Annotated in this window: 18 protein-coding genes; 13 read left to right on the top strand and 5 right to left on the bottom strand. The window is 47.0% G+C overall.

Going from position 1 to position 23,724, the window contains the following annotated elements:
* Window positions 1-227 precede the first annotated feature (227 nt).
* Window positions 228-1,457, bottom strand: a complete 1,230-nt coding sequence (locus ADS79_RS19035; RefSeq protein ID WP_049739965.1) for an MFS transporter — start codon at window positions 1,455-1,457, stop codon at window positions 228-230.
* Window positions 1,458-1,672: 215 nt separating this feature from the next.
* Between ADS79_RS19035 and ADS79_RS19030 the strand changes: the two genes are divergently transcribed.
* The 5 genes from ADS79_RS19030 (at window position 1,673) to ADS79_RS19010 (ending at window position 9,388) form a co-directional block, all read left to right on the top strand.
* Window positions 1,673-2,665: an NAD(P)H-quinone oxidoreductase gene (locus tag ADS79_RS19030; protein ID WP_049739964.1), complete on the top strand. Its 993-nt coding sequence runs from the start codon at window positions 1,673-1,675 to the stop codon at window positions 2,663-2,665.
* Window positions 2,666-2,885: 220 nt separating this feature from the next.
* Complete coding sequence (locus ADS79_RS19025; protein WP_236700040.1) at window positions 2,886-4,067, top strand: P1 family peptidase; 1,182 nt, start codon at window positions 2,886-2,888, stop codon at window positions 4,065-4,067.
* Between the two features lie 222 nt (window positions 4,068-4,289).
* Window positions 4,290-6,041 carry an ABC transporter ATP-binding protein gene (locus tag ADS79_RS19020; RefSeq protein WP_049739963.1) on the top strand — a complete coding sequence of 584 codons (1,752 nt, stop codon included), beginning with the start codon at window positions 4,290-4,292 and terminating at the stop codon, window positions 6,039-6,041.
* A gap of 31 nt (window positions 6,042-6,072) precedes the next feature.
* A complete protein-coding gene (locus tag ADS79_RS19015) occupies window positions 6,073-6,855 on the top strand; it encodes a (2Fe-2S)-binding protein (protein ID WP_049739962.1) in 783 nt (260 codons plus the stop codon).
* Window positions 6,856-7,096: 241 nt separating this feature from the next.
* The gene (locus ADS79_RS19010) at window positions 7,097-9,388 is read left to right on the top strand and encodes an EAL domain-containing protein (RefSeq protein WP_236700039.1); all 2,292 of its coding nucleotides are present in this window, start codon (window positions 7,097-7,099) and stop codon (window positions 9,386-9,388) included.
* An 83-nt stretch (window positions 9,389-9,471) separates the two neighbouring features.
* Here the strand turns inward: ADS79_RS19010 and ADS79_RS35350 are convergent, their stop codons facing one another.
* The 4 genes from ADS79_RS35350 to ADS79_RS18995 form a co-directional block, all read right to left on the bottom strand.
* Window positions 9,472-9,624 carry a hypothetical protein gene (locus ADS79_RS35350; protein ID WP_161807310.1) on the bottom strand — a complete coding sequence of 51 codons (153 nt, stop codon included), beginning with the start codon at window positions 9,622-9,624 and terminating at the stop codon, window positions 9,472-9,474.
* A 15-nt stretch (window positions 9,625-9,639) separates the two neighbouring features.
* A complete protein-coding gene (locus tag ADS79_RS19005; RefSeq protein WP_049739960.1) occupies window positions 9,640-12,483 on the bottom strand; it encodes a DEAD/DEAH box helicase in 2,844 nt (947 codons plus the stop codon).
* Entirely contained in the window at window positions 12,480-14,084 is a 1,605-nt protein-coding gene (locus tag ADS79_RS19000) for an SWIM zinc finger family protein (RefSeq protein ID WP_049739959.1), read from the bottom strand. Before ADS79_RS19000 ends, ADS79_RS19005 begins: the two co-directional genes overlap by 4 nt.
* A 76-nt stretch (window positions 14,085-14,160) precedes the next feature.
* Window positions 14,161-15,204 (bottom strand): DUF4855 domain-containing protein, encoded by a 1,044-nt coding sequence (locus ADS79_RS18995; protein ID WP_049739958.1) that lies wholly within the window; start codon window positions 15,202-15,204, stop codon window positions 14,161-14,163.
* A gap of 237 nt (window positions 15,205-15,441) precedes the next feature.
* Here ADS79_RS18995 and ADS79_RS18990 point away from each other — a divergent pair, with 237 nt between their 5' ends.
* From ADS79_RS18990 to ADS79_RS18955, 8 genes are all read left to right on the top strand, one after another.
* A complete protein-coding gene (locus ADS79_RS18990) occupies window positions 15,442-16,206 on the top strand; it encodes a DMT family transporter (RefSeq protein ID WP_049739957.1) in 765 nt (254 codons plus the stop codon).
* A 131-nt stretch (window positions 16,207-16,337) separates the two neighbouring features.
* Window positions 16,338-17,219: a YitT family protein gene (locus tag ADS79_RS18985; RefSeq protein ID WP_049741064.1), complete on the top strand. Its 882-nt coding sequence runs from the start codon at window positions 16,338-16,340 to the stop codon at window positions 17,217-17,219.
* Between the two features lie 160 nt (window positions 17,220-17,379).
* Window positions 17,380-18,165 (top strand): IclR family transcriptional regulator, encoded by a 786-nt coding sequence (locus tag ADS79_RS18980; protein ID WP_049739956.1) that lies wholly within the window; start codon window positions 17,380-17,382, stop codon window positions 18,163-18,165.
* On the top strand, window positions 18,165-19,133 hold the full coding sequence (locus ADS79_RS18975) for an ABC transporter ATP-binding protein (protein ID WP_049739955.1): 969 nt from the start codon (window positions 18,165-18,167) through the stop codon (window positions 19,131-19,133). Before ADS79_RS18980 ends, ADS79_RS18975 begins: the two co-directional genes overlap by 1 nt.
* 38 nt (window positions 19,134-19,171) lie before the next feature.
* Window positions 19,172-20,227 (top strand): ABC transporter ATP-binding protein, encoded by a 1,056-nt coding sequence (locus tag ADS79_RS18970; protein ID WP_236700038.1) that lies wholly within the window; start codon window positions 19,172-19,174, stop codon window positions 20,225-20,227.
* The gene (locus ADS79_RS18965) at window positions 20,224-21,807 is read left to right on the top strand and encodes an ABC transporter substrate-binding protein (protein ID WP_049739954.1); all 1,584 of its coding nucleotides are present in this window, start codon (window positions 20,224-20,226) and stop codon (window positions 21,805-21,807) included. The genes ADS79_RS18970 and ADS79_RS18965 overlap by 4 nt, the downstream gene beginning before the upstream one ends.
* A 70-nt stretch (window positions 21,808-21,877) precedes the next feature.
* Entirely contained in the window at window positions 21,878-22,813 is a 936-nt protein-coding gene (nikB, locus tag ADS79_RS18960; protein WP_049739953.1) for a nickel ABC transporter permease, read from the top strand.
* Entirely contained in the window at window positions 22,810-23,721 is a 912-nt protein-coding gene (locus tag ADS79_RS18955) for an ABC transporter permease (protein WP_049739952.1), read from the top strand. The genes nikB and ADS79_RS18955 overlap by 4 nt, the downstream gene beginning before the upstream one ends.
* Window positions 23,722-23,724 lie beyond the last annotated feature (3 nt).

The raw sequence follows: 23,724 nt of genomic DNA, 5'->3' as shown, positions 1-23,724 counted from the left end.
TACATCCTCCTACATCGTTACGGGCCAATAAAGGTTGCAATTTGAGCCAACGTACGTCTGTCATCTATTACTTATTACCCAATATCGGTGTTTGGCTAAACATTCTGAAGACCGAGAATGTAGATGAAAAATGTCGAGATGTTTTTCACAGAAAAACTCCCGGAGCAGGACGCTTTTACAAACAGGGGCGTCAAGCATGCTCACAGGGAGTTATCTATTTCTTACGCTTATTTGGTTGCTAGTTGTGGATCGTTTACGGACTGCTTCCTATTCTGGACTGCTTTATCTGGCTTCTTATAGTGAATGAGAATAGCTGTTGCCAAGAGCGCGAGCCCGTTGATGATAAACACGGTACGGATCGGAATAAGTCCACCAAGTACACCACCCAAAACCGGTCCGAGCATGGTGGCCATCTGCATGGAGGATTGATTGAGACTAAATGCCCTGCCACGAAACTCTGGCTCCGTTACCTTGACGATCATGGCATTGATGGAAGGATAGACAGCTGCAAAAAACAGTCCGTACATAAAGCGCAAAATGCCAAAGCCGTACAGATTCGTGAAGAAAAACTGCAGCAGATTTCCCACGGCGCCGCCCATGAGACCGATGAAAAGAATCTTGGAATAGCCGACCTTGGTCCCGAGCTTACCCCATTGAGGTGCGGCGATGACAGTCGCGATTCCCACTGCTGCGAATATGATTCCGGCACTCAGCGATGCTTCCTGCTGGGACGCTCCCAATTGTAAAACATAGACGGTCAGCAATGGCTCGAGTAGCATGACCGACACAGTAACCATCAGGCTCAAGCCGAGGATGGACATGAGAGGACGATTGGCAATAGCCGAGCGTAAATCCTCGCGAACATTGGAGCGTACACCTGAGCGATTCATGTTAGTCTCCTTGACGAGGAAAGTCGCAATCAGTGCCGCTACCAGAACGACAACGCCCGAGAACAGGAAGGCTTCTGCATTCCCGAAAAGATGACTGACAACCCCACCGACCAAAGGACCGACGATACCGCCCGTTGCCCCTGATGTCGCCATGACTCCGAGCGCATAGCCTACATTTTTCTCAGGCGTATTCGTTGCGACCAACGCGATAGCTGCCGGTACGTACCCAGCAAGCAAGCCTTGGAAAATACGGAGGACAAGAAACAAGTAAGGGTCTGTAATAAAGTAAGTCAGAAAATACAGCAAGGCCAAACTAAATCCAGAACGGATCAACATTGGTTTACGCCCATATTTATCCGCAAGCGACCCCCAATAAGGAGAGATAAGTGCACTTGCCAGGAAGGTAATGCCGAACGAAATACCAGACCATGCTTCCAAATGCTCATTGACACCGAGAGTGGTGTGCAGGAAGATCGGCAGGAATGGTATGGAGATTGAGTAGGCGGTACTACAGAAAAAGACGCCGACCCACAACACGATTAAATTACGTTTCCACGAAAAATCCATATTTCTGTCACAACCTTTGCAGTTAAAAAGCAGGGATATTCTTTATGGATCATTCTAGCACTGGTTCTAAAAGGTGACCAATAAAGAAATATGATCGCACTATTGCAAAAATGAAATAAGGAAAAACCTTGACGTATTGATTTTTCTTTCTAATTAGTTAAAAATGCTAACAAAGCTTATTTTTTCGATCACCCAAAAAGGGAGGGTTTCTTCCGATGAAAGCAGTCGTTGTAGAAAAACCGGGCGGTCCCGAAATGCTCAAGCTGGTGGATATTCCGGCACCTATCGCAGGTGACGAAGAAATTCTGATTCGAGTTCAGGCAGGTGCGATTAACCGCATGGATATACTTGGCAGACGAGGAGGCGCCTCTGATTTCAAAAAAACAACAGCACTTTTAGGTGTGGAGGTTGCAGGAATCGTCGAGCAGGTTGGACAAGGTGTCACTTCCTGGAAGCGGGGAGACAAGGTAATGGGGCTTGTCACGGGTGGATATGCCGAATATGCCGTCATGCCAGCGAATCGTGCCATGCCCATTCCTGAGGAGCTCAGCTTTGTAGAGGCAGCAGCGATTCCGGAAGTCTTTTTGACCGCGTATCAAACACTGTTTTGGATCGGGAAGCTCCAGAAGAAGGAGACGGTATTGATTCATGCCGGCGCAAGCGGGGTAGGGACCGCAGCGATCCAATTAGCCAAAAAAGTCGCAAAGGCTACAGTCATTGTGACGACGGGTTCAGACGACAAAGCAGCATTTTGCAAGGAGCTAGGTGCTGATTACGCTATCAACTATAAAAAGACATCATTTGAAGACGAGGTAGCGAGCATCACCAATGGTCAAGGAGTCAATCTGATTCTTGATTTTATCGGAGCGTCCTACTGGAAGAGAAACATTGCAAGTGCTAGCATCGATGGGCGGATCGTCCTGATCGGAATACTGGGTGGAAGAGAAGCAGAGCCGATTGATCTGATGATGCTGATGGGGAAAAGGCTGCAAGTAACAGGCACGCTGCTTACCCCACGAAGTGACGAATACAAAGCCCAATTAAGCAAGGAATTGTCCACTCATATTTTGCCGCTGTTTTCGAACGGTGAAATCAAACCGATTATCGATCGTATTTATCCGCTCGAAGAAATAGCGCAGGCACATATACGGATGGAAGACAACCAGAATGTAGGAAAGCTGGTTTTTCGTATAGATGACAATAAGTAAATAAGAAAAAGCCCCTCCTACAGATGTATGAAAGTGCGTACCTTTCAAAAGCTTGGGAGGGGCTTTCAGGTAGGAACCAGGTCGCTTGGTCTATTTCTTTTCTCTCAAATGCAGTTGGAAGGATTGAGCATGTCGTCAAATCGGTTTATGATACTAATAGACGGAACTTTCAGATAATCATTGACATCCATCATATTCTTGGAAAAAGGTGGGTATGACAATGGCCAATGACTGGAAGCAGGAAGAAACGAGCGCGCAAGGAGCTTTGACAGAGCAAGGGAACGAAAGTGTTTCGCGGCGAAAATTCTTGAAAAAGACAGCCATGCTTGGATTGGCTGCTGCTGTACCTGGCTCGTTATTGGCACTGGGTTCCGCACTGGCAGAGGAGAAAAGCGGGATCAAAGAAGGGGAGCTAGGCGCAATCGTCGCAGGAAAACCTACAATAGCAAGCGGGACAATCGTAGATGTACCTGGCGTCAAAGTGGGACAAGTCCAAGATGAAGCAGCATTAACCGGGTGTACAGTCATTGTCTTGGAAAAAGGCTCTGCATGTGGCGTTGATGTGCGAGGTTCTGCCCCCGGTACACGAGAGACAGACCTGTTGAACCCGATTAACCAGGTACAGGAAGTGAATGCAGTCGTTTTGACGGGCGGCAGTGCCTACGGGCTGGATGCAGCTAGCGGTGTCATGCGGTATATGGAAGAGCAAGGCCTTGGCTACAATGTCGGAGTGGGGGTTGTGCCGATTATTCCGGCAGCAGTCATTTTTGATTTGTCATTAGGCAGTTCAAAAGTGCGTCCGGATCAAAAAATGGGATATGAGGCGGCGCGAATAGCCAGTAAAGAGCCTGTAAAGCAAGGGAACGTTGGAGCGGGAACCGGCGCGACAGTCGGAAAGATGGCAGGAATGAAAAGAGCGATGAAGGGCGGATTAGGCTCTGCTTCCCGCCGCTTGCCCAATGGCTTGGTAGTCGGTGCCATCGTAGCGGTCAACGCTGTAGGAGAGGTACGTCTTCCAACAACGGGTGAGATTCTAGCAGGTGCTCGAGGGGATGATGGCAAGATACGTGACAGCCTCTCCTGGATGATTGACGCGAGCACACCGCCTGTGCCAGCGGGAACGAATACGACGATTGCCGTAGTCGCGAGCAATGCGAATCTGACCAAAGTACAAGCCAACAAAATAGCGCAAATGGCGCATAATGGGCTAGCGAAAACCATTCACCCTGTACATACGATGAGTGATGGGGATACGATTTTTGCGATTGCGACAGGTGGCGTAGATGCTTCTGTCAATCTGGTTGGAACCTTATGCGTAGAGGTGCTTGCCGAAGCCGTAGTCAATGCCATTCTCTCAGCCAAAGGCGCTGGTGGTGTGCCAGCCTATCAGGATTTGCATTAGGCTCGTGTAACAAGCATCGTTTAGGCCTCCAAAACCTTGATAGAAAAGGTTTTTGGGGGTCTTTCCTTTTCTCGTCACCTACACGTAAAAACAGTTGATCACGAAAAAATTACCAACAAAAGATCGAAAATGTAAGGAAATACATATATAATGACAATGATTATCACTATAAAAGGGGGCGTCATGAGAAACGCTTCATGAAAAGAGAGAGGAGTTGCCTAGATGATTCGCAGATTTTTTTCCTATTATCGTCCTTATAAAGGATTGTTCGTGCTAGATTTCGCATGTGCGATTTTCGTAGCTCTGCTGGAGCTAGGTTTTCCACTTGCGGTTAATATGGTTGTCGATCAATTACTTCCCAGCAAAGATTGGGAGCTGATCATTTGGGCGTGTATCGGCTTGCTCGTCTTGTACGGCATTAATTCTGGCATGAACTATGTGGTAACCTACTGGGGTCATATGCTCGGGATTAATATTGAAACAGACATGCGCAAAAAGCTCTATGATCATATTCAAAAGCTATCATTTCGATTCTTTGACAATACGAAGACAGGACATCTGTTATCGCGCCTTACCAATGATTTGATGGAGATCGGTGAAGTCGCCCACCATGGCCCTGAGGATTTGTTTATTGCGATCATGACATTGGTCGGTGCGTTCATGTTGATGTTTAGCATCAATGAAGAAATGGCGATCCTTACGTTCCTCGTAATTCCGATCATGATTTTCTTCGTCGTGTTCTTTAATCGCAAAATGACCGCTGCTTTCCATCGTTTGTATGGAGATATGGCAGATTTCAATGCACGCGTGGAAGACAACGTAGGTGGAATGCGTGTTGTTCAAGCGTTTGCAAACGAAAAATTTGAGAACAACCGCTTTGCTGTGAATAACCAACGCTTCCGCTTGACGAAGCTTTTGTCTTACAAGATCATGGCGCAAAATGCCTCGGTTAGCTACATAATGATGCGCTTGGTTACCTTATTTGTTTTAATTTGCGGAAGCTGGTTTGTCATTCAAGAAAGCTTGACCTATGGGGAATTCGTCGCATTCCTGCTTCTGACAAACGTATTTTTCCGTCCGCTCGAAAAAATCAATGCCATTATTGAGAGCTATCCAAAAGGCATTGCCGGCTTTAAGCGCTATATTGAAATTATCGACACGGAGCCAGATATCGCTGATGCACCTGATGCAGTTGAAGTGCAAGAGCTTCGCGGTGATATTCGCTACCAGGATGTTACATTCAGCTATGACCGGGAGTCCAATGTCCTGCAAAAAATCGACCTGAACATTAGAGCAGGAGAAACAGTCGCATTCGTGGGTCCGTCTGGTGCAGGTAAAACTACACTTTGCAGTCTGCTGCCACGTTTTTATGAAATCAATGGCGGCAGCATCACGATAGACGGTATCGATATTCGCAAGATTACACTTGCTTCTCTACGTAGTCAGATCGGTATCGTACAGCAGGACGTGTTCTTATTTTCGGGCACGATACGGGAAAACATTGTCTACGGAAAGCAACATGCGTCGGAGGAAGAAATTTGGGATGCCGCTCGCCGAGCAAGGCTGGAAGACTTTATTCGTTCGCAACCGGCAGGACTCGAAACAATTATTGGGGAGCGCGGAGTGAAGCTGTCAGGAGGTCAAAAGCAGCGTCTTGCTATTGCCCGGATGTTTTTGAAAAATCCACCGATCCTGATTTTAGACGAGGCGACCTCAGCGCTTGATACGGAAACCGAAGCTGCGATCCAGCAATCGCTCGTAGAACTGTCAAAAGGACGCACGACACTTGTGATCGCTCACCGTTTGGCAACGATCAAGAATGCGGATCGAATCATTGTCGTCACAGAACAAGGGATTACCGAGCAAGGCAATCATGATGAGCTGTTAGAGCAAGAAGGAATTTATAGCAGACTGTACCAAGCACAGTTCGGTACGTATCTCAATCAGTCTCGCAGTGTATATTCAGGCTCTTAGATGACTGTGTGCTTAGAAAGTAGGAGACAGGATGAGCAAGATTGACTTTCAACAACTGAAGGAGCATTTTTATATTACTACACAACCAAGTGAAAACCCCCTACTGTCATTTGGGGCAAGTGAGCTGCTGGATCCTCCAAATATGGAGCTGCTGATCAACACGTATGCCCCACTGATAAAGGGGCAGGATACGACTCCGGCAGGTACTTATTTTGCGAGTTGGCTAGGCGGACTTGCGCTTGCACATCAATATACGATCTCTGTTTGGAATTGTTCACTGGACATGACTTTAGAAAATTGGATAGTCGAGCTGTATATGGAAGGGGATTACGGCAAATTCGCTTTCGTCTGTCGGGATACGGAGCCTCTCGGAGCACCAGAGGACGATGAACTGCGTAATCATTGGCGAGAGCAGAGATATCGTGGCTTTTATCTGGAAACGCTGAAGCCGTTAATGGAAGCGATATCTGCTGCATCTGGCAATACTCCGGGGATACTCTGGGGGCAGCTGCCTTCACGCTTTAATTATTACCTGGAGCTTTTCATAAACGCACTAGAGGAACCCGTAGGAAAACAACAGCTGGAAGAAGATTATCATTTTTTGAGCCGAGCACTGGATGGCGAAAGCTTTGGCTTGAATAAAAATCCATTCGATGTGAAAATCCGCTGGGTGGAGGATTTGCGTGATCCAGGGAAAAAGGTTCGCATGAAAAACCAATGCTGCTTGTACTATAAAACAGATGGTGGTACGTATTGCTACACATGCCCGCGATTGAAGGAGAGTGAGCGGGCGGAGCGGAGAAAGCAGGCATAAGGGACTAAAGGCAAGCAAGGCTCAGTACAGACGAGATGTGTTGGGTCTTGTTGTCTTTTTGCCATGGAGCATAGTGAACAGAAGAGCAGGTTCGAAAGTGTACACTCGATCTAAACTCTTATCTAGACAGGGTGTATATTTATCTTATAAAGTAAAGAAAGGGTAGAGATGTAAAGGTTTACAGGTGGATCGCATCAGGAAAATGGCTTTGTGCAAAAACGACAAGAGGAAGTGGTGCGTATTGCAAAAATGGGAGCAAAATCATGAAGCTGTGGAGCCAGATCTCCCTCAACCACTTGACCGCCAACAAATGACTTTACACTATTTACCACTCGTTGATTTACAGTCAGGTAAGTGGATTGGTGCAGAGGTTTTATTGGTTCGGAATTTTCTGGAAACGGATGCGGAAACATTGCCAGCAGATCGTATTGTGACACAGAACCGGGGAGAAGACGAATCTTTGGAAAAATGGATGCTCCACATGGCCTGTATACAAAACAGACAGTGGCAAGAAGCGGGAATAACTCCTTTTGTTGTATCAGTTGATATTTCTGCTCCATTATTCCTGAAGGAGGATTTCGTCCAGACAGTCGAGCGCATTCTCCTGGAAAGCAGGCTCCCGGCTCGTTATTTGGAATTGACCATTACCGAGGCGGTCGCTTCAAAAGCAGAGCACAGTCTCGATATTTTCATACAGCTTAAAAAACTCGGGGTGCAAATTTGTCTGAAGGAGTTCGGTAAAGGTCTTAGCTGTCTTCAGCAATGGAGTCGGATTCCACTCAGTCGAGTAAATATAGACAGAACATTCGTTCAACAGTTCGTGATTGATCAGCAATATAGCACGGTCGTCAAAATGATTATTGGCATTGCGAAAAACTTGCAAGTGCGAGTAACGGCAGAAGGTGTAGAGACAGCGGAGCAGCTACATCGGCTACAACATTTTTCCTGTGATTCCGCACAAGGAAAGGTACTGTGTGGACCTGTGTCTGCTGAGCAGCTGCAAAAGGAATGGATGCGTGCAGGAAAACAAGGTGAGAGCGAAAGCGAGTCAACAGCCTCAATTGAGCCAGTTCGGCAACGAGCTACACCTGTCCAGACTCAGGAGGAGCTGTTCGAAACTCTCCGAAATCAGCAAGGAATGACCTTTTCATTTCGAAAGCAGGGAAATCAGTTTATACATACCTTGTGTCAGGGAGAGCTGTTATATCGGATTGGCTTAACTCCTGAACAAGTGGTCGGAAAACCATTACTTGACATTTTACCTGCAGCTCAAGCTGTCAGAAAAGAAAGATATTACGAGCGAGCCTGGGCGGGCGAAGACAACGTAAACTACGAAGGCTATGTAAACGGCGTGTATTATTTGGCGGCCCTGCGACCGATCTTTCAGGAAGGAATCGTGCAGGAAGTAATCGCTTCCTGTGTAGATATTACCGAGCTGAAAAAAGCGGAGGAAGAAAAGCGAATCAGTGAGGCAAAGTTCAGGCTGATTGCTGAAAATATGTCAGATGTTATCGTGATTCTGGATCGCCAATTTTTGATCACCTACGTGTCTCCATCCGTGAATCAGGTGCTGGAGGTAACCCCTGAAGCCATTTTGCATCAATCAATCCTGTCCTTTTTATCTGCTGAAGAAGGGATAAAGGTTGAAGCGACCCTACGGGAGATTATGCTAGACAAGCATCCTAAGCTCATCACCTTTACATGGGGACAGCAAGAGGGAAGAAGGACCATATTGGAAGCAAAAGGAACGCCTGTTTTACATGATTGTGGGGAAGACGGACAAATCATTTTCGTTATTCGGAATGTAACGGCGCAATTACAGGCAGAGGAGTTTTTGCGCAAGATGGAAAAGCTGTCTGTAGTTGGACAGCTGGCAGCAGGGGTAGCACATGAGATTCGTAATCCTGTTACCTCGATAAAAGGGTTTGTACAATTGCTTCGACGGGATCAAGGAAAAAAGGAGTATTTCGATATCATGCTTCAGGAATTTCAACAGCTAGAGAGTATCCTGCGAGAATTCGTGTTTCTCACACAGCAGCATTCCAATCATTATGAACTGACCAATGTTGGTGAGATGATTCGTAGCATCACGTCCTGTATTCAGGCGGAAACGGACAGTCACAGGCTAGAGCTCAGTCTGCAGGTAGCGGAAGAACAGCTCATGTGGTGCGATCCAGGACAAATCAAGCAGGTGATCAGCCATTTATTGACCAATGCGATAGAGTCCATGCCAGAAGGAGGAATCATCCTGATTCTTGTCAGGCCGGAGGGGGAAGACAAAGTGATGATTCGCATTGTAGACTACGGGTGTGGCATGAGCGAAGAGCGATTAAAACGTATAGGTGAACCATTCTATAGTACAAAAGAAAAAGGAACAGGTCTGGGACTTATGATCAGTTATAAAATAATTGAAAATCACGATGGGTACATTCATTTTTGTAGCGAGCCCAACAAAGGAACGACTGTGGAAGTATACTTCCCTATGAAGCATCCATTGCCATTATCTGCTCAGGGAGGAGCACCGACCACTTGAGGAAGCGCGACGCTTTCTTTTCGATAAATAAAGAAGGTCCGATGATGTATAATCGTCGGACCTTCTTCTGTTGACGCAGACAGTTATTCGCCTTGCTTTTCCCGCGAACCATACTGGCGAGCAACAGCTTCCAAAAACTGATGCCAAGCAGCAGGCAGCTCTAATGACTGTTCCTGTTTATCAGCATTTGACGGTAGTTCAGCTGATTTTTCTTCAGGAGTTTGCACGAAATTCATCTATCCTTTCTTGTCTCACCAATCATCCCGCAGCGTAAACAACTCTCGAAGCTCGGCAGTGGAGAGCTCGGTGATCCATGATTCCCCGGTACCGACGATTTGCTGACTAAGAGTAAGCTTTCTTTCCATCATTTCATCGATACGCTCCTCAATAGTCCCAAGTGAAATAAACTTGTATACGTGAACGTTGCGCTGTTGTCCGATTCGATGGGCACGGTCTGTTGCCTGATTTTCTACTGCTGGATTCCACCAACGATCCAGATGGATAACGTGATTTGCTTCCGTCAGATTGAGTCCCGTTCCACCTGCACGCAGGGAAAGGATAAAAATCGTGCCCCGCTCGTCATCGGGGAGCTCAGGGTTTTGGAATCGAGCAATCATCTCATCCCGTTTCTCTTTTTTGGTCGAGCCGTTTAGAAACAGCACAGGACCATGACCCTCGCGAGTTAAAACACGTTGCAGCATGTTACCCATCTCAATGTACTGTGTAAAGATCAGGCAACGTTCGCCTTTTTGCCTGATGTCTCCTACGAGTTCCAAAAGCCGTTCCAGCTTGTGTGAACGAGCGGCTTCATTCGTTGTCGTAATTTCATTGAGAATGAGCGCTGGATGATCACACAATTGCTTCAAGCGAGTTAGCGTTCTGAGGATGAGACCGCGTCGTTCCATCGGGGAAGTATTCGCCATTCGATCAAACATATCCTGAATAGCCGTTTCGTACAGTGCTCCCTGTTCAGCTGTGAGCGGAACGTATTCTTTTCCTTCGCTTTTCTCTGGCAAATCTAGCTGGATGTTTGGATCGGTTTTCACTCGTCTCAACAAAAACGGTTGAATCAGACGCTGAACCTGGATAATCAAGGCTTGGTCCTGGTCTCGTTCGATCGGCTGCACGTAGCGATGCGAAAAATCGCCGAGACTGCCGAGGTAGCCTGGATTTAAGAAGTCAAAGATCGACCACAGCTCACTCAGCCGATTTTCGATTGGTGTACCGGTCAGGGCGATTCGATGCCAAGCCCGCATGTCCCTGACAGCAGAGGCTTGCTTCGTGTACGCATTTTTTATGTTTTGTGCTTCGTCGAGACAAATCGTATTCCAGGTAACGGAGGAAATCTCCGCTTCATCCAGATGAGAGAGAGCATAAGAGGTAATGACCAGATCTGCCGACTGTATGGCAGGGAGGAAATCATCTTTTTTCTTGCGCCCGTTGCCATAGTGAATAAAGACTTTCAACGATGGCGCAAATCGCTCCAGCTCCTTTTGCCAGTTTCCGATCACGGACGTTGGGCAAATCAGTAGTGAAGGGGTTTCAGAGAGCCCGTTTTGCTTTAGCTCAAGCAGATACGTTATAAACTGAACGGTTTTCCCAAGTCCCATGTCATCAGCCAAGCAAGCGCCAAGTCCAAACCGCCGCAAAAATAACAACCACGAGCTGCCTTCTAATTGATAGTTCCGCAGCGTTCCGTGAAAGCTATCCGGCTGAGGTAATAGTGGGATATGCTTGGTTTCCTGTAGCTGGCGCATGAGTTCACGAAGATGCTGATTTAATTCGACCTCCACGGAAAGTGAATAGGAGTTATCGACTTCATCGTCATCCTGCTCCTCGACTTCTATGGGCGTTGTCAGGTGCATTTTCATGACATCGCGCAAAGTCAATGCATTTTTGCCTTTGGTTTTCTTCAATGCCTCTTGCATTTGCAAAAACAAGTCAGGTGTAAGCTGTACCCAATGTCCTCTGATTTTCAAAAGCCGTTGCTTTTGTTTAATCAATTGCTCAAATTCTTCTTCACTCAGCTCTACAGGCCCCAGAGCTAGCTTCCACTCAAAATCCATCACTTGCGATATTCCTAAAAAGGACTGTCTACTGGACCCGACAGAGGAAGTCACTTTTGCTTTTAATTTCGGCTTCACACGGCGCACTTGCTCCCACCATGCGGGCAAAAATACATGAATGCCTGCCTGTACGAGTTGGAGGCTGCTAGAGGTCAGAAAGGTCCATGCCTGTTCATTGGTCAAATAGGTGACAAACGGATAGTCGCGTTTTTTGCTCGATTGCAGCCAGGGCAGGATCTCCGAGCACTTCTGGATATCGGCGAGGAAGCGACTCCAATGCTCACGCCATGCATCCGGTATTTCAGCAGAGGTGACGCCTTCTGGTCGAAGCTGATCAGGCTCAAGCAAAAAGAGTCGATCGGGCTGGGAGCGGTCTTGCAAATAGACATGCAAGGTCCATTCGTCGGAGCTGCTTTCCGCCTCCACGATTTGCAGACACGTGCGAAAAGGAGTCAAATCGGGCAACCAGCCGATCGACTGCAGCCATTCGCTCTCCTTTAGGTGTGGGGAAAGCTCTGCACCCAGTACAGAGAGAGCAGGAAATTGCGTTACCAGTTGATCCCATGCGCGTCCTACGAGTCCACTGTCAGCGATTGTTTCCTCAAGAGCAAGCGAGAGCCACTGATTTCCAAGAATCGAAGCCTCATCTGTCACGCCGAGCATTTTGAAGCCCGGCTGTCCTTCTTTCCATTTGGAAAAATCAGGAGCGATTGCACCGCTGCTAAGTGCATCCTGGATGAGGCTTGCGGTATCGCAAAAAGCTGCAAACGAATGGTCCCAGTTGTACGTCCGATGTGTGAGCCATGGTGGATTGGTGAAAAAGGATAGGGCTTCCGAAGGACTAAGGAGCAGACCGCGCTCTGAGGTTTCCACGAAGGTCCCATAAAACGAGCTCTCATCCCAGGCAAACAATGTCGCTGCCAATAGCTCAGGATCAATCCGTTCTCCGTGCTGACCTGTGGCGGCAATCAGGAAACGTCCGTCTGCAAGGAGCTCTCCGGTTAGAACGAGTGTCATGATGGTACTCATAGATTCAGATTTCCTCTCCTTAATTCCTCCTGAAAAGCACGCAAGCGGTTATACTTGGCTGACAATTGATCTACGTAGCGTTCGAAGCGAGCCTCTTCATTTGCTTTGCTGTATGCAGACCGTACTTTCTTTAACAGCTTGATTGCTTCCTTGTAAGCAGGGCGATTTCGTTCATTGATCAACCGATTTACTTCACGCAAGTAAAGGGGAAAGAGAAGGGCGGGGACGGAATCCTCGATTTCCTTTGCTTGCGCTGCTGTAATGTCGGAAAGTGGGACTTGGTACGACATATGCAAATCGATCCATTGCTTGTATCGCTTGTTTTCGTACAAATAGGTGGCGTACTCATGAAAACTGTTGGGCAAAAACCGCTTGAGCATGGCGCCGGATTCTGTTAGCTGCCCAGTTTGCTCCATGGCTTCTAACCAGATGGCGGTCACCAATCGGTATTGTCCAGTTTCAGCTTGCCCGACGAGCTGCTCCAGCCATTCCATCCAAAAAAGAAAGCGTGGCCAGTCGTTCTCTCGGGCAAAAGATTTCAGGTAGGTGAGATAGAACGATAAAGTCAGCTGTCGATTTGGCAGCCAAATGCGAAGGGCCGCCTCATCATTGTGCTCCATCACGTAAAAGAGGGCTCGGAGGAGAAGATACCGTTCTTTCTCATTCGCCTTTGTCTCAGGATTGTGAATGAGCTGGTCTAATTCAGACGTTTCATCAAGAACCCAGCTTTGGTCATGCAGCAAGTACCACCACATCATGTGATAGGCAAAGCTCCAGTACAGGGAGGAAGAATCGTGACTTTTCATCCTTTTGACAATGAGCAGGGTTTCTTTCACGGCTTCCGCATGGTTTTGTCTCAAACTAGCGAGGTCCGCATAGTAAAGGGACGCTTCCAATTGTTCCAGCAATCGCTCAGCTGTTTGTGTCAGATCCAGATACCAGAACGATTGCCGGTATTTTTTTACGAATTCTTGCAGGGTCAGCAGATGAAACAGGTTCGCGTGTATGGTAAACAATTGCGCGCGATCACTTGGCCAAGAAGCAGCGACCCCAAGCACATTTTGATAACTGGAAAACAGCTCAGTAGAAGCGCGATAGGTTTCCATTGCCGCAGAAAGATTTCTTGTCCAGCTTTCAAAAAAAGCCCACCAGTCACGAACAGTGCTTGTTGCCGTAAGGGAAGATTGGACAGCGTGCGCTTCGCTTCCCGCGATGAGCTGACTTCCATTTTTATAAGCTGGGGTGAGCATCGCTTTCGAGAACTGGACGCGCCGAGATTTTTGGGCGCGCGCTAAAAAATGGCGCGGATTTTCGAATACGCTATACATCTGAAAAAAGGTAGCTGCAATATGTTTGCACAGCCTGGAATATGGACAGCTGCAGGTGCTGTTTTGCACCGTGTCGAGGTCCAAGGCGATATGATAGACTGCGCTGCCTTGCACATCACTTAGTAGAATCGTGCCTTTTTCTACACGGGTGTTAAATACGACGCCATCGGAAAAGTAGTGGTAGCCCCGTTCGATAATATGTCCCTCGATTTGTGCGAGGATTTGCTCTCCTACTTGATTGGCTTGGTCCCGTGTCAACTCTCTTTGTAGCATCAGCCCAGATCCTCCGAACGAATTGTCATCCCTCCATTATAACCCAAAAACCGGGGAATGGAAAAAGGAAGAGAATCTAAAGCTCTGTCGTTGCATTTATAAAATGAAAAATTTCATCGTAAAGCGGATCGTTTGATTGATATAAACTAAGGAGTGCTTGCTTACGGCCATTTTTGCCAAAAAACCAGCCACCCGTATACCAGGCGATCGGGGCTTCATACATGTAGGGAGAAAAAGGGTGCCCTGCAATGTCTGAACCACCTGATTCCCCTGCCTGTAAATATGCTCGCAGACGTTCGCGCTTCGCCTGATCGTAGGTCACACCCAAATCAAACTCAATTTCCACTCCCATTCCGTATTGAAAGGCAGAAGCAGCAGCCTGCTCCAAGCTTTTTTGCGGATTGAAATACGCATTCGGCTGGAGAAAAGCAAGATCAAATCCAAGCGAATCCCATTCATTCCACCCATTTGCTTTTTGATAAGGAATCCAGATTGACCGCAATGGATGTCTATTGTACGTGCAAGCATGAATTTCCTGGTTCATTGCCTTGATCAACAGTCGGTCGTCATTTTCCGTCCCTTGGAAGTACAAGCTTTCTTGTAGCCAATAAAAGCCCTGTAGCTGGAGGCAATCGCTCCAATCCTGGTGTGACCATCTATCGAGGAACAAGCACATCCAATCCGTTACCGCTTGCAGGCGGAGCCGATCATCTGGAAAAATTTGTGGATTCGGGTAGGGGAGAGCTATCCAAACATTGATCCGGCAAAGTGGTGAACAGCGTACAGCCTGACAGAGAGCATCCAGATTGCGATCACAAAGAAATAGCTCATTCATGTAGCGCACCCATTCATTCCAGTTGGCTGGCTTTTTGTCATCTCGGGTCAACAGTCTTCCTTCCCCGTTTTCATTTAAAATTCCTAAAGCCAGGAAGAGAAAATCGCTGAACATGTTTCCATCCGGGCAGCCTGATCCCGGATCTGTATGTGTCAGCAGGGGAAGAAAATCGGCAGGCTCCCAAAATTGATAATGAGGCGTGCCATCTAACCCGATGCTATAACCTGTATAGGCAAGAAACAATTGATCAATCTGACCTTTTCCAAGTGCAGCATAAGGAGACACGTAAGACCATCTCTTTTCTATATAAAATGACGAGCGAGTACCATTTACACGTATGTATGCAAGAAGCTGGGCAGAAAAAACAGGCGTGACAAAGAATGTCTACATTTTTTTGAAAAGAGGGTGTATACTGAACGAACAAAAAGAAAGACAATCAAATGAAGTGAAAAACACTTTTGTTTTTGTGTGTTTCTTCGAGCGGGAAGAAATCGATTGACATCGAGATAGGGGGTGGCATTTTTGTGGTTCATCACATTACCTACGACGTTACTTTTATTTTCTTTCTTTATTCGTGATCTGTTACGTATCGAATGGACAGTTGCATTCATAACATTACTTCTTCTTTCGTTTCTCTTTCAGTGCTGCTATACGGTGCTGATTTCAAAAGCGTATACCTACGGCGACATTTCCTTGGTTTATCCGATTATGAGGGGGACAGGTACGCTGTTTATCCCTTTCTTTAGCGCCGTTTTTTTTTTTCAGGAATATTTCTCGGTGCCGGGATGGCTCGGTATTTTGTGCATTGTGTGTGGCGTCTTCGCGATTAGCGGGATTTTTGGCTCGCTGCGGAACAAAAAGGGGATGATCCATCCACTCGCTCTGCGTTACGCATTTGCCGTAGGGGTTTGTATCACGGGCTACACCTTGGTGGATAAGCAAATTGTCCAGCAAATGTCACCATTTGGTTTACTGGAAATCTCCAATCTGGCTTGTCTCATGGTAACTTCCTGGTTTGTTCGGGAAAAGGCAAAGCTATGGCGTGAATGGAAAATAAACTGGAAGCCGATTTTGCTTGGAGCTGTCTTGTCGCCGGGCTCGTATTTGCTGTTCCTGTTTGCCATGACAGTGGCACCGCTTGCATCGATTGCGCCTATTCGCGAGGTGAGTACCGTTTTCGGCACTCTGCTCGGTGTGTTTCTGTTGAAAGAGGGTCACCGCTCATGGAGGTTGGTGATGTCTTCGGTCATTACAATTGGGATTATATCGTTGGCTGTTTGGGGGTAAACGGACGCATACATCATTAGTCAATCAGGATTCTTTCCTGATTGGCTATTTTTTTTGTCCATGCGGGGAAAGATGGAGCAGAATACAAAACAAACGTTTTTCACAGAAAAATACAGCTAAGGATGATTTTTATGGTAGAAGAGATTTTGCGAGGTCCTCGAAAGCGAACGAAAAAACGCAGGCTTTTGATGCGTGCCCTGGCTATCATTATCGGGGCGATGCTGGTCGCAGTCGGACTCGAAATCTTTTTGGTTCCCAATAACATCATAGATGGTGGCGTGACTGGTTTGTCCATCATGATGTCCCATCTGACAGGTCTTAAGCTGGGGTTATTTCTATTTATTTTAAACCTGCCTTTTTTAGTTATTGGCTACAACCAAATCGGCAAGACCTTTGCGATCTCAACCTTGTTTGGCGTAGCTGTAATGTCAGTTGGCACCGCACTGCTGCACGACGTGCCGAGCTTGACAGAGGATCTATTGTTATCTGCGGTTTTCGGAGGGATCATCGTCGGTATAGGAGTAGGCTTGGTCATTCGGGCAGGGGGCTCGCTGGACGGAACGGAAATCGTTGCCATTCTTTTAACAAAGAAGAGTCCTTTTTCTGTAGGCGAAGTCGTTATGTTTTTTAACCTGTTTATTTTAGGAAGCGCGGGATTTATTTTTGGGTGGGATCGCGCGATGTATTCTTTGATCGCGTACTATATCGCCTACAAAATGATTGATTTGACTATGGTTGGATTGGAGCAATCAAGGTCTGTCTATATTATCAGCGAGCAGCCGGATGAGATTGGGGACGCGCTTGCAGCACAGCTCGGAAGAGGGATTACGTATTTGAGCGGAGAGGGCGGCTATTCGGGTGAAGCCAAAAAAGTCATTTTTTGCGTCATTACCCGTTTGGAGGAGGCAAAGCTCAAATCTATTGTGGAAGAGATCGACTCCTCGGCTTTTCTTGCTATCGGTCATATTCACGACGTTTCGGGTGGGCGATTCAAGAAAAAGAACATCCACTAACGAAATAGATACAAGGAACCCCTCTCATGCAGGTAGTACGAACTGCTTGACGGGGGTTTTAAAAATATATTGACCGTAATAACAGAATATTTTAAAATGACAGCATACCAAAATACAAAATATGGTTCCGTATTTTGGGACGGAGAAACGGTGATGAAAAATGGAGAAAACAACAGCAAATCGAAGTGTTCTCAAAACGCTTGATTTTTTGGAATATTTCATTCAGAACAACGAGTTGAGCTTGAGTGAATTGGTGGAATTGTCGGGCATGCCGAAGAGTACGGTGTTTCGGATTCTCCAAACCCTTGAAATTCGTGGATTTGTCTCCAAAACAACGACACATAATCCACCACGCTATCAATTAGGCTTGAAGCTGCTTGAATTCGGTAACATTGTTGCCCAACGCCTGGAGATCAGGAAAATCGCGCTTCCTTACATGCTGCAATTGCGGGATCGGGTAGATGAAGCGGTAAACCTGATTATTCGTGACCAGGACGAGGGTGTTTACATCGAGAAAGTCGATACGCGACAATATGTTCGGGTGTATACGCAGGTAGGACGAAAGTCTCCATTGTACGCTGGGGCGTGTCCGCGCATACTCCTTTCATATTTGCCAGATGAAGAAATCGAAGAAGTGCTGAATCGCGTTGAGCTGCAAAAAATCGCTCCCGATACGAACACAGACAAAGAGCTGCTTTGGCAATGGATTCACGCCGCTCGTGAAAGCGGATACACGCTGAGCTACGGGGAGCTAGAGCCGGATTCTGCTGCGATTGCCGTGCCCATTCGAGACTTTACTGGACAAGTCATTGCGGGTCTAAGCCTTGCTGGAGCTACTTCCCGTTTTCAGCAGGATCGGTTGGAGTATCTGGTCAAAGAAACAAAAGAAATTGCCAAAAAGATTATGAGCAAGCTTGGGTATGTCGAACAAAAGGGGGGAATTTGATGCTGGAAATTAAGAATCTTCAAACGAAATTTCGCACCGATAATGGCGAGATTACCGTTCTGGATGGGGTTAGCTTCCAAATTAACAAAGGCGAAACCATCGGAGTAGTAGGGGAGTCGGGATGCGGTAAAAGCGTCACCTCCCTTTCCATCATGGGATTATTGCCAAGGACGGCACGAATCACTCGCGGAGAAATTTTGTACAAAGGTGAGAACCTCGTCAGCTATTCGAAAGATCAGATGAGAAAGGTTAGAGGAAAAGAAATTGCGATGATCTTTCAAGAGCCGATGACCTCTCTGAACCCTGTGTATACCATTGGCTCGCAAATCATGGAGCTGGTCTTGAATCATACGGATATGAACAAGAAGCAAGCCAAAGAACATGCGGTTCAGATGCTGAAGCTGGTCGGAATTCCACGCGCAGAAGAAATCGTCGACGAGTATCCCCATCAGCTTTCTGGTGGGATGAGACAGCGTGTGATGATCGCAATGGCGATGTCCTGTAGTCCTTCTCTTTTGGTTGCGGATGAGCCTACGACAGCTTTGGACGTAACGATCCAGGCGCAGATTCTCGATCTGATGCGCGAACTGCAACAAAAAAGCGAGATGACGATCATGCTCATCACCCACGATTTGGGCGTCGTTGCCGAAATGTGTGATCGTGTAGTCGTGATGTATGCGGGACAGGTAGTGGAGGAAGCCGAGGTAGAAAAGCTGTTCGAAACGCCAAAGCATCCTTATACCGTCGGATTGCTCGGCTCGATTCCGGATATGGATGTAGAACAGGAGTATCTTTTCACGATCGGTGGAACTGTACCAAGTCCGGGTCAAATGCCTGTGGGCTGCCGCTTTGCAGAAAGATGCAACAAGGCATTTGACAAATGTATCGCGCAGGCTCCTCCACTGTTTGATTTATCTGATGGGACAAAAAGCAGATGCTGGCTACATGAGTCCGCAGCAAATGAATAGCAGCAGCAACGATGATGGAGAAAAGGGGTTGAAAAGAAGTGGAGAAGTCTGAATCGAAACCCTTGCTGGAAGTGAAAGGCTTAAAGAAGTACTTCCCGATTCGCAGCGGATTGTTAAAGAAGGTAACCAATCATGTCAAAGCAGTCGACGACATTTCCTTTTCGGTTGATAAAGGCGAAACGCTAGGAATTGTCGGGGAATCGGGCTGTGGGAAATCGACGACAGGCAGGGCAATCCTGCGTTTGATCGAGCCCAGCGGAGGGGACGTCATTTTTCAGGGAGAAAATTTGGCAAAGCTTAGCTCCTATGAGATGAGAATGAAACGCAAGGATTTGCAAATCATTTTTCAGGACCCGTTTGCCTCTCTGAATCCACGCATGACAGTCGGAGACATCATTGAAGAGCCGATGATTATTTACAATCTGTATCCGACACCAAAGGAACGCAAAGAGAAAGTCGCGGAATTGATGCAGGTCGTGGGCTTGAAGCCAGAAAATGCTGAGCGCTTTCCACATGAGTTCAGTGGAGGTCAACGTCAGCGGATCGGCATCGCACGAGCCCTCTCGCTCAATCCCAAGCTGATTGTGGCGGATGAGCCTGTTTCCGCACTGGATGTATCGATTCAATCGCAGGTGTTGAATCTGATGAGGGATTTACAGAAGCAATATGGACTTACATACATATTCATTTCCCACAACTTGAGCGTGGTCAAGCATTTTTGCGATCGCATCGGTGTGATGTATTTGGGACGCATGGTAGAGCTGGCACCGAAAAATGCCCTATATGAAGAGCCGCTTCACCCGTATACACGCTCCCTGCTCTCGGCGGTTCCGATTGCCAAGCCGAAGATGAAGCGTGAACGAATCATTTTGACCGGTGATGTACCAAGTCCGGCTAACCCGCCTAGTGGATGTACATTTCATACACGATGTCCTGATTGTATGGAGATATGCAAAACAGAAAAACCCCAGTTTCATTCCATGGGGGATGGTCGATATGTCGCTTGTCATTTGTACAATCTAATAGGTATGGATGACGGCTGCCATATAAATGAAAGCATGCCTATCAGAACAAACAAGGGGGATTTGAATTGAAAAAGTTAGGTATCACAGCGTGCTCAGCTTTGTTGGTGCTTGCAGCCGCACTTGGCGGATGTGCAAGCAAGCCAGCGGACTCTGGCACACAAGCGAACCCGCAGCCAAAAACAGAAACTGCAGCGCCTGCGGCAGGAAAAAACGAGCTGACACTCGGTGTTAACGGCGACCCGCATTCCTGGGACCCAATCGATACGTTCCTGCTCGACTGGAGTACAGTAGCCACATCTGTATTCGAGGGCTTGGTAGAACGTTCGACAGATCTGAAGCTCCAGCCGGGACTTGCTGAATCTTGGGAATTTAAAGACGACAAAACACTCCAATTCAAGCTTCGTCAAGGAGTTACCTTCCATAATGGCGAGCCATTCAATGCAGAAGCTGTAAAATTTACGTTTGATCGTCTACTTGGAGAAGAAGGCAAAAAAGGACCACAACAAGCAAACTACGCTTCGATTGACCATGTAGAAGTAGTAGACGAGTTTACGGTAAACATGATTCTGAAAGAGAAGGATCCCGTACTGATTACAAAGCTGGCTGGTTACGGTGGTGTCATCGTTCCTCCACAATACTACAAGGAAAAAGGGGACGAGTACTTCAATACTCATCCAGTAGGTACTGGTCCGTTCAAAATGGAAAGCTATGAAAAAGATAATAAAGTGGTACTCGTGAAAAACGAGAACTACTGGAAAAAAGGTCTGCCTAAGCTGGACAAGGTTACCTTCCGCTTTATTCCAGAAGCAACCACTCGTCTTGCAGAAATGCAAACAGGTGCGATTGACGTAATGAAAAAGGTAGAGATCAGCCAAACTGACTCTATCAAAGGCATGTCTGATCTGGAACTGATGCAAGTAGGTTCCCCAACTGTTTATGCACTGCGTTTTGATACAACCAAGAAGCCAGTTGACAATGTAAAAGTACGTGAAGCGATTGCCTATGCGATCGATGCTGATTTGATCATCGACACATTGCTCGGTGGCTATGGTAAACGCGTGAATTCATTCCAAAGTGAAATGTCTTTCGGCCATGATCCTAGTCTTCCATTGCGTCAGTACGATCCGGAAAAAGCAAAGCAATTGCTGACTGAAGCTGGCGTGAAAGAAGGAACTGAGCTGGAGCTCTTCCTGCCAGGTACAGATGCAACCTTTAAAGAAGTGGCGCAAGCAATTGAGCTTCAATTGGGTCAAGTTGGTTTGAAAGTAAAACTGAATCTGGTTGATTCCTCGACGTTTACTTCCGATCTGATTCCAAACGGAAAAGCTGGCCATATGTATCGTAACGGTTGGGGTGGCTGGACGCTTGACTTTGACAACACAGCATACCTGATGTATCACAAAGGCGAGTTCTGGAACCCTGATTTCTATGATGAAAAAGTAGAAGAATTACTGGCAGCAGAACGCTCCACATTCGATCAAGACAAACGTCTCGAAGCTTTCAAAGAGCTGAACAAACGTCTTTATGAGCTGGTACCAGAAGTACCACTGTACCAAACCATCAACCTGTGGGCAGTTAACAAACGCGTAAAAGGATTCCAGCCTCCAGCAGATGAGCGCATCGATCTGCGTGAGGTATCGGTAGAATAGGAAACAGATTGAACAGGGGAGTAGAAGATGTCTCTTCTATTCCCCTCATTTATGAAAAAGGAGGAGCGGGATGACAACCTTTTTGATTCGACGCTTGCTACATAGTATTTTTGTCGTTCTTGCTATCACTCTTGTTATCTTTGTACTCGTTCGTATGACTGGTGATCCGGTTTCGATCATGTTCCAGGCAGGCGAACCTACAAAAGAAGCCATTGAGGAATTGCGTAAAAACCTTGGCTTGGATGAGCCCGTTTACATTCAGTTCGCTCTGTATTTGAAAGATATGTTTACAGGAAATTTGGGTACTTCGTTTCGTACAGGTGAGAGCGTAATTGGAATGATGCAAGAGAAGATGGGGGCAACTTTATTGCTCGCATTTGGCGGAATGTTTGTCGCCCTCTTAATTGCGATTCCTGTCGGGATTATTTCTGCAGTTCGCAGAGGAAGCGTAGCCGACTTTTTTGGCCGCATCTTCTCCTTGCTCGGTATTTCCTTCCCGAACTTTTGGCTCGGGATCATGCTGATCATTATCTTCGCTGTAAAGCTTCGCTGGTTCCCGGCTTCTGGCTATCAAGGTCTGGAATATCTGGTGCTGCCTTCTGTGGCGCTTGGTCTCATTTTGTCAGGAATTCTGGCACGCCTTGTCCGCTCTTCGATGCTGGAGGTTTTGAATCAGCAATACATTAATACAGCTCGTTCCAAAGGGATCAAGGAATGGATCGTGATCATCAAGCATGGCTTACGTAACGCACTGATTCCAACGGTCACGTTTATCGGCTTGCAATTCGGAACACTGCTCGGTGGTACGGTTATTATTGAACAAGTCTTTTCTTGGCCGGGGATTGGTCGAATGCTGATTGATGCGATTTCCCAGCGTGATTTTCCAGTGATTCAAGGCTCGGTAATCATCTTGTCCTTCTTGATGATTTTCGTGAACCTGTTGGTTGATATCAGTTATGGCTTTATTGATCCACGTATCAGGCAGGGGGGAGGAAAAAGCGAATGACAACAGCGGCAGTTACTAACAATCAGACGAATCCACCAGTAAAAAGACGTGGAAAATGGAACAAGATGGGAAGACGCTTTGTTCGTAATCCGTGGGCGATGGCAGGGATGGTTTTACTCCTGATCGCAGTGTTATCAGCTCTTTTTGCACCTGTCCTGGCGCCAACTACTCCTGACAAGGCGGATTTGCGTGCTCGGTTGACAGCCCCATCCTGGATGGATGCTACGGGAAAATCGGAGCATATCCTCGGAACGGATCAGGTTGGACGCGATTTGCTCAGCAGAATTATTTATGGGGCACGCGTCTCGCTACTCGTAGGTGTCGTTTCCGTATTAATCTCGATGGTCATCGGCGTCATTCTCGGCTTGATTGCCGGGTTTTACGGGCGTTGGGTTGATGATCTTTTAATGCGATTGGCAGATGTCCAGCTTGCTTTTCCGTTCATTTTGTTTGCGATCATTGTCATGACGGTTTTTGGGGCGGGGCTATGGAAGCTTATCCTCGTATTGGGGATTAGCAACTGGGTCGGATTCGCCCGATTGGTTCGAGGTCAGGTTATGAGTGTAAAAGAAATGGAGTATGTGCAAGCGGCGAAGGCAATAGGTGCGACGAACCTGCGCATCATCAGAAAGCATGTTCTGCCGAATGTTCTTTCTTCTATTATTGTACTGGCTACGCTGAATGTAGCGGTTAACATTTTGCTAGAAGCGTCCTTGACATTCATTGGACTCGGTGTTGATCCATCGATTCCAACGTGGGGCGGCATGCTTGCAGATGGTCGCAACTATTTAGAAACAGCCTGGTGGGTAGCTACTTTCCCAGGTATTGCGATCATGCTGACGGTATTTGGTATTAACTTGCTCGGAGATTGGCTCCGTGACGAGCTTGATCCTAACTTGCGCGTGTAGGGA

The sequence above is a fragment of the Brevibacillus reuszeri genome (genome assembly GCF_001187725.1).
GTDB lineage: Bacteria > Bacillota > Bacilli > Brevibacillales > Brevibacillaceae > Brevibacillus > Brevibacillus reuszeri.
The sequence above is the reverse complement of the archived record's forward strand: the minus strand, read 5'-3'. Positions and strand labels throughout refer to the sequence as shown.

Bases quoted from the DNA above. Each gene is read 5' to 3' on its own strand.
- ADS79_RS19035 (WP_049739965.1), bottom strand. From the start codon at position 1,457: ATGGATTTTTCGTGGAAACGTAATTTAATCGTGTTGTGGGTCGGCGTC.
- ADS79_RS19030 (WP_049739964.1), top strand. From the start codon at position 1,673: ATGAAAGCAGTCGTTGTAGAAAAACCGGGCGGTCCCGAAATGCTCAAG.
- ADS79_RS19025 (WP_236700040.1), top strand. From the start codon at position 2,886: ATGGCCAATGACTGGAAGCAGGAAGAAACGAGCGCGCAAGGAGCTTTG.
- ADS79_RS19020 (WP_049739963.1), top strand. From the start codon at position 4,290: ATGATTCGCAGATTTTTTTCCTATTATCGTCCTTATAAAGGATTGTTC.
- ADS79_RS19015 (WP_049739962.1), top strand. From the start codon at position 6,073: ATGAGCAAGATTGACTTTCAACAACTGAAGGAGCATTTTTATATTACT.
- ADS79_RS35350 (WP_161807310.1), bottom strand. From the start codon at position 9,624: ATGAATTTCGTGCAAACTCCTGAAGAAAAATCAGCTGAACTACCGTCA.
- ADS79_RS19005 (WP_049739960.1), bottom strand. From the start codon at position 12,483: ATGAGTACCATCATGACACTCGTTCTAACCGGAGAGCTCCTTGCAGAC.
- ADS79_RS19000 (WP_049739959.1), bottom strand. From the start codon at position 14,084: ATGCTACAAAGAGAGTTGACACGGGACCAAGCCAATCAAGTAGGAGAG.
- ADS79_RS18985 (WP_049741064.1), top strand. From the start codon at position 16,338: ATGGTAGAAGAGATTTTGCGAGGTCCTCGAAAGCGAACGAAAAAACGC.
- ADS79_RS18980 (WP_049739956.1), top strand. From the start codon at position 17,380: ATGGAGAAAACAACAGCAAATCGAAGTGTTCTCAAAACGCTTGATTTT.
- ADS79_RS18975 (WP_049739955.1), top strand. From the start codon at position 18,165: ATGCTGGAAATTAAGAATCTTCAAACGAAATTTCGCACCGATAATGGC.
- nikB (WP_049739953.1), top strand. From the start codon at position 21,878: ATGACAACCTTTTTGATTCGACGCTTGCTACATAGTATTTTTGTCGTT.
- ADS79_RS18955 (WP_049739952.1), top strand. From the start codon at position 22,810: ATGACAACAGCGGCAGTTACTAACAATCAGACGAATCCACCAGTAAAA.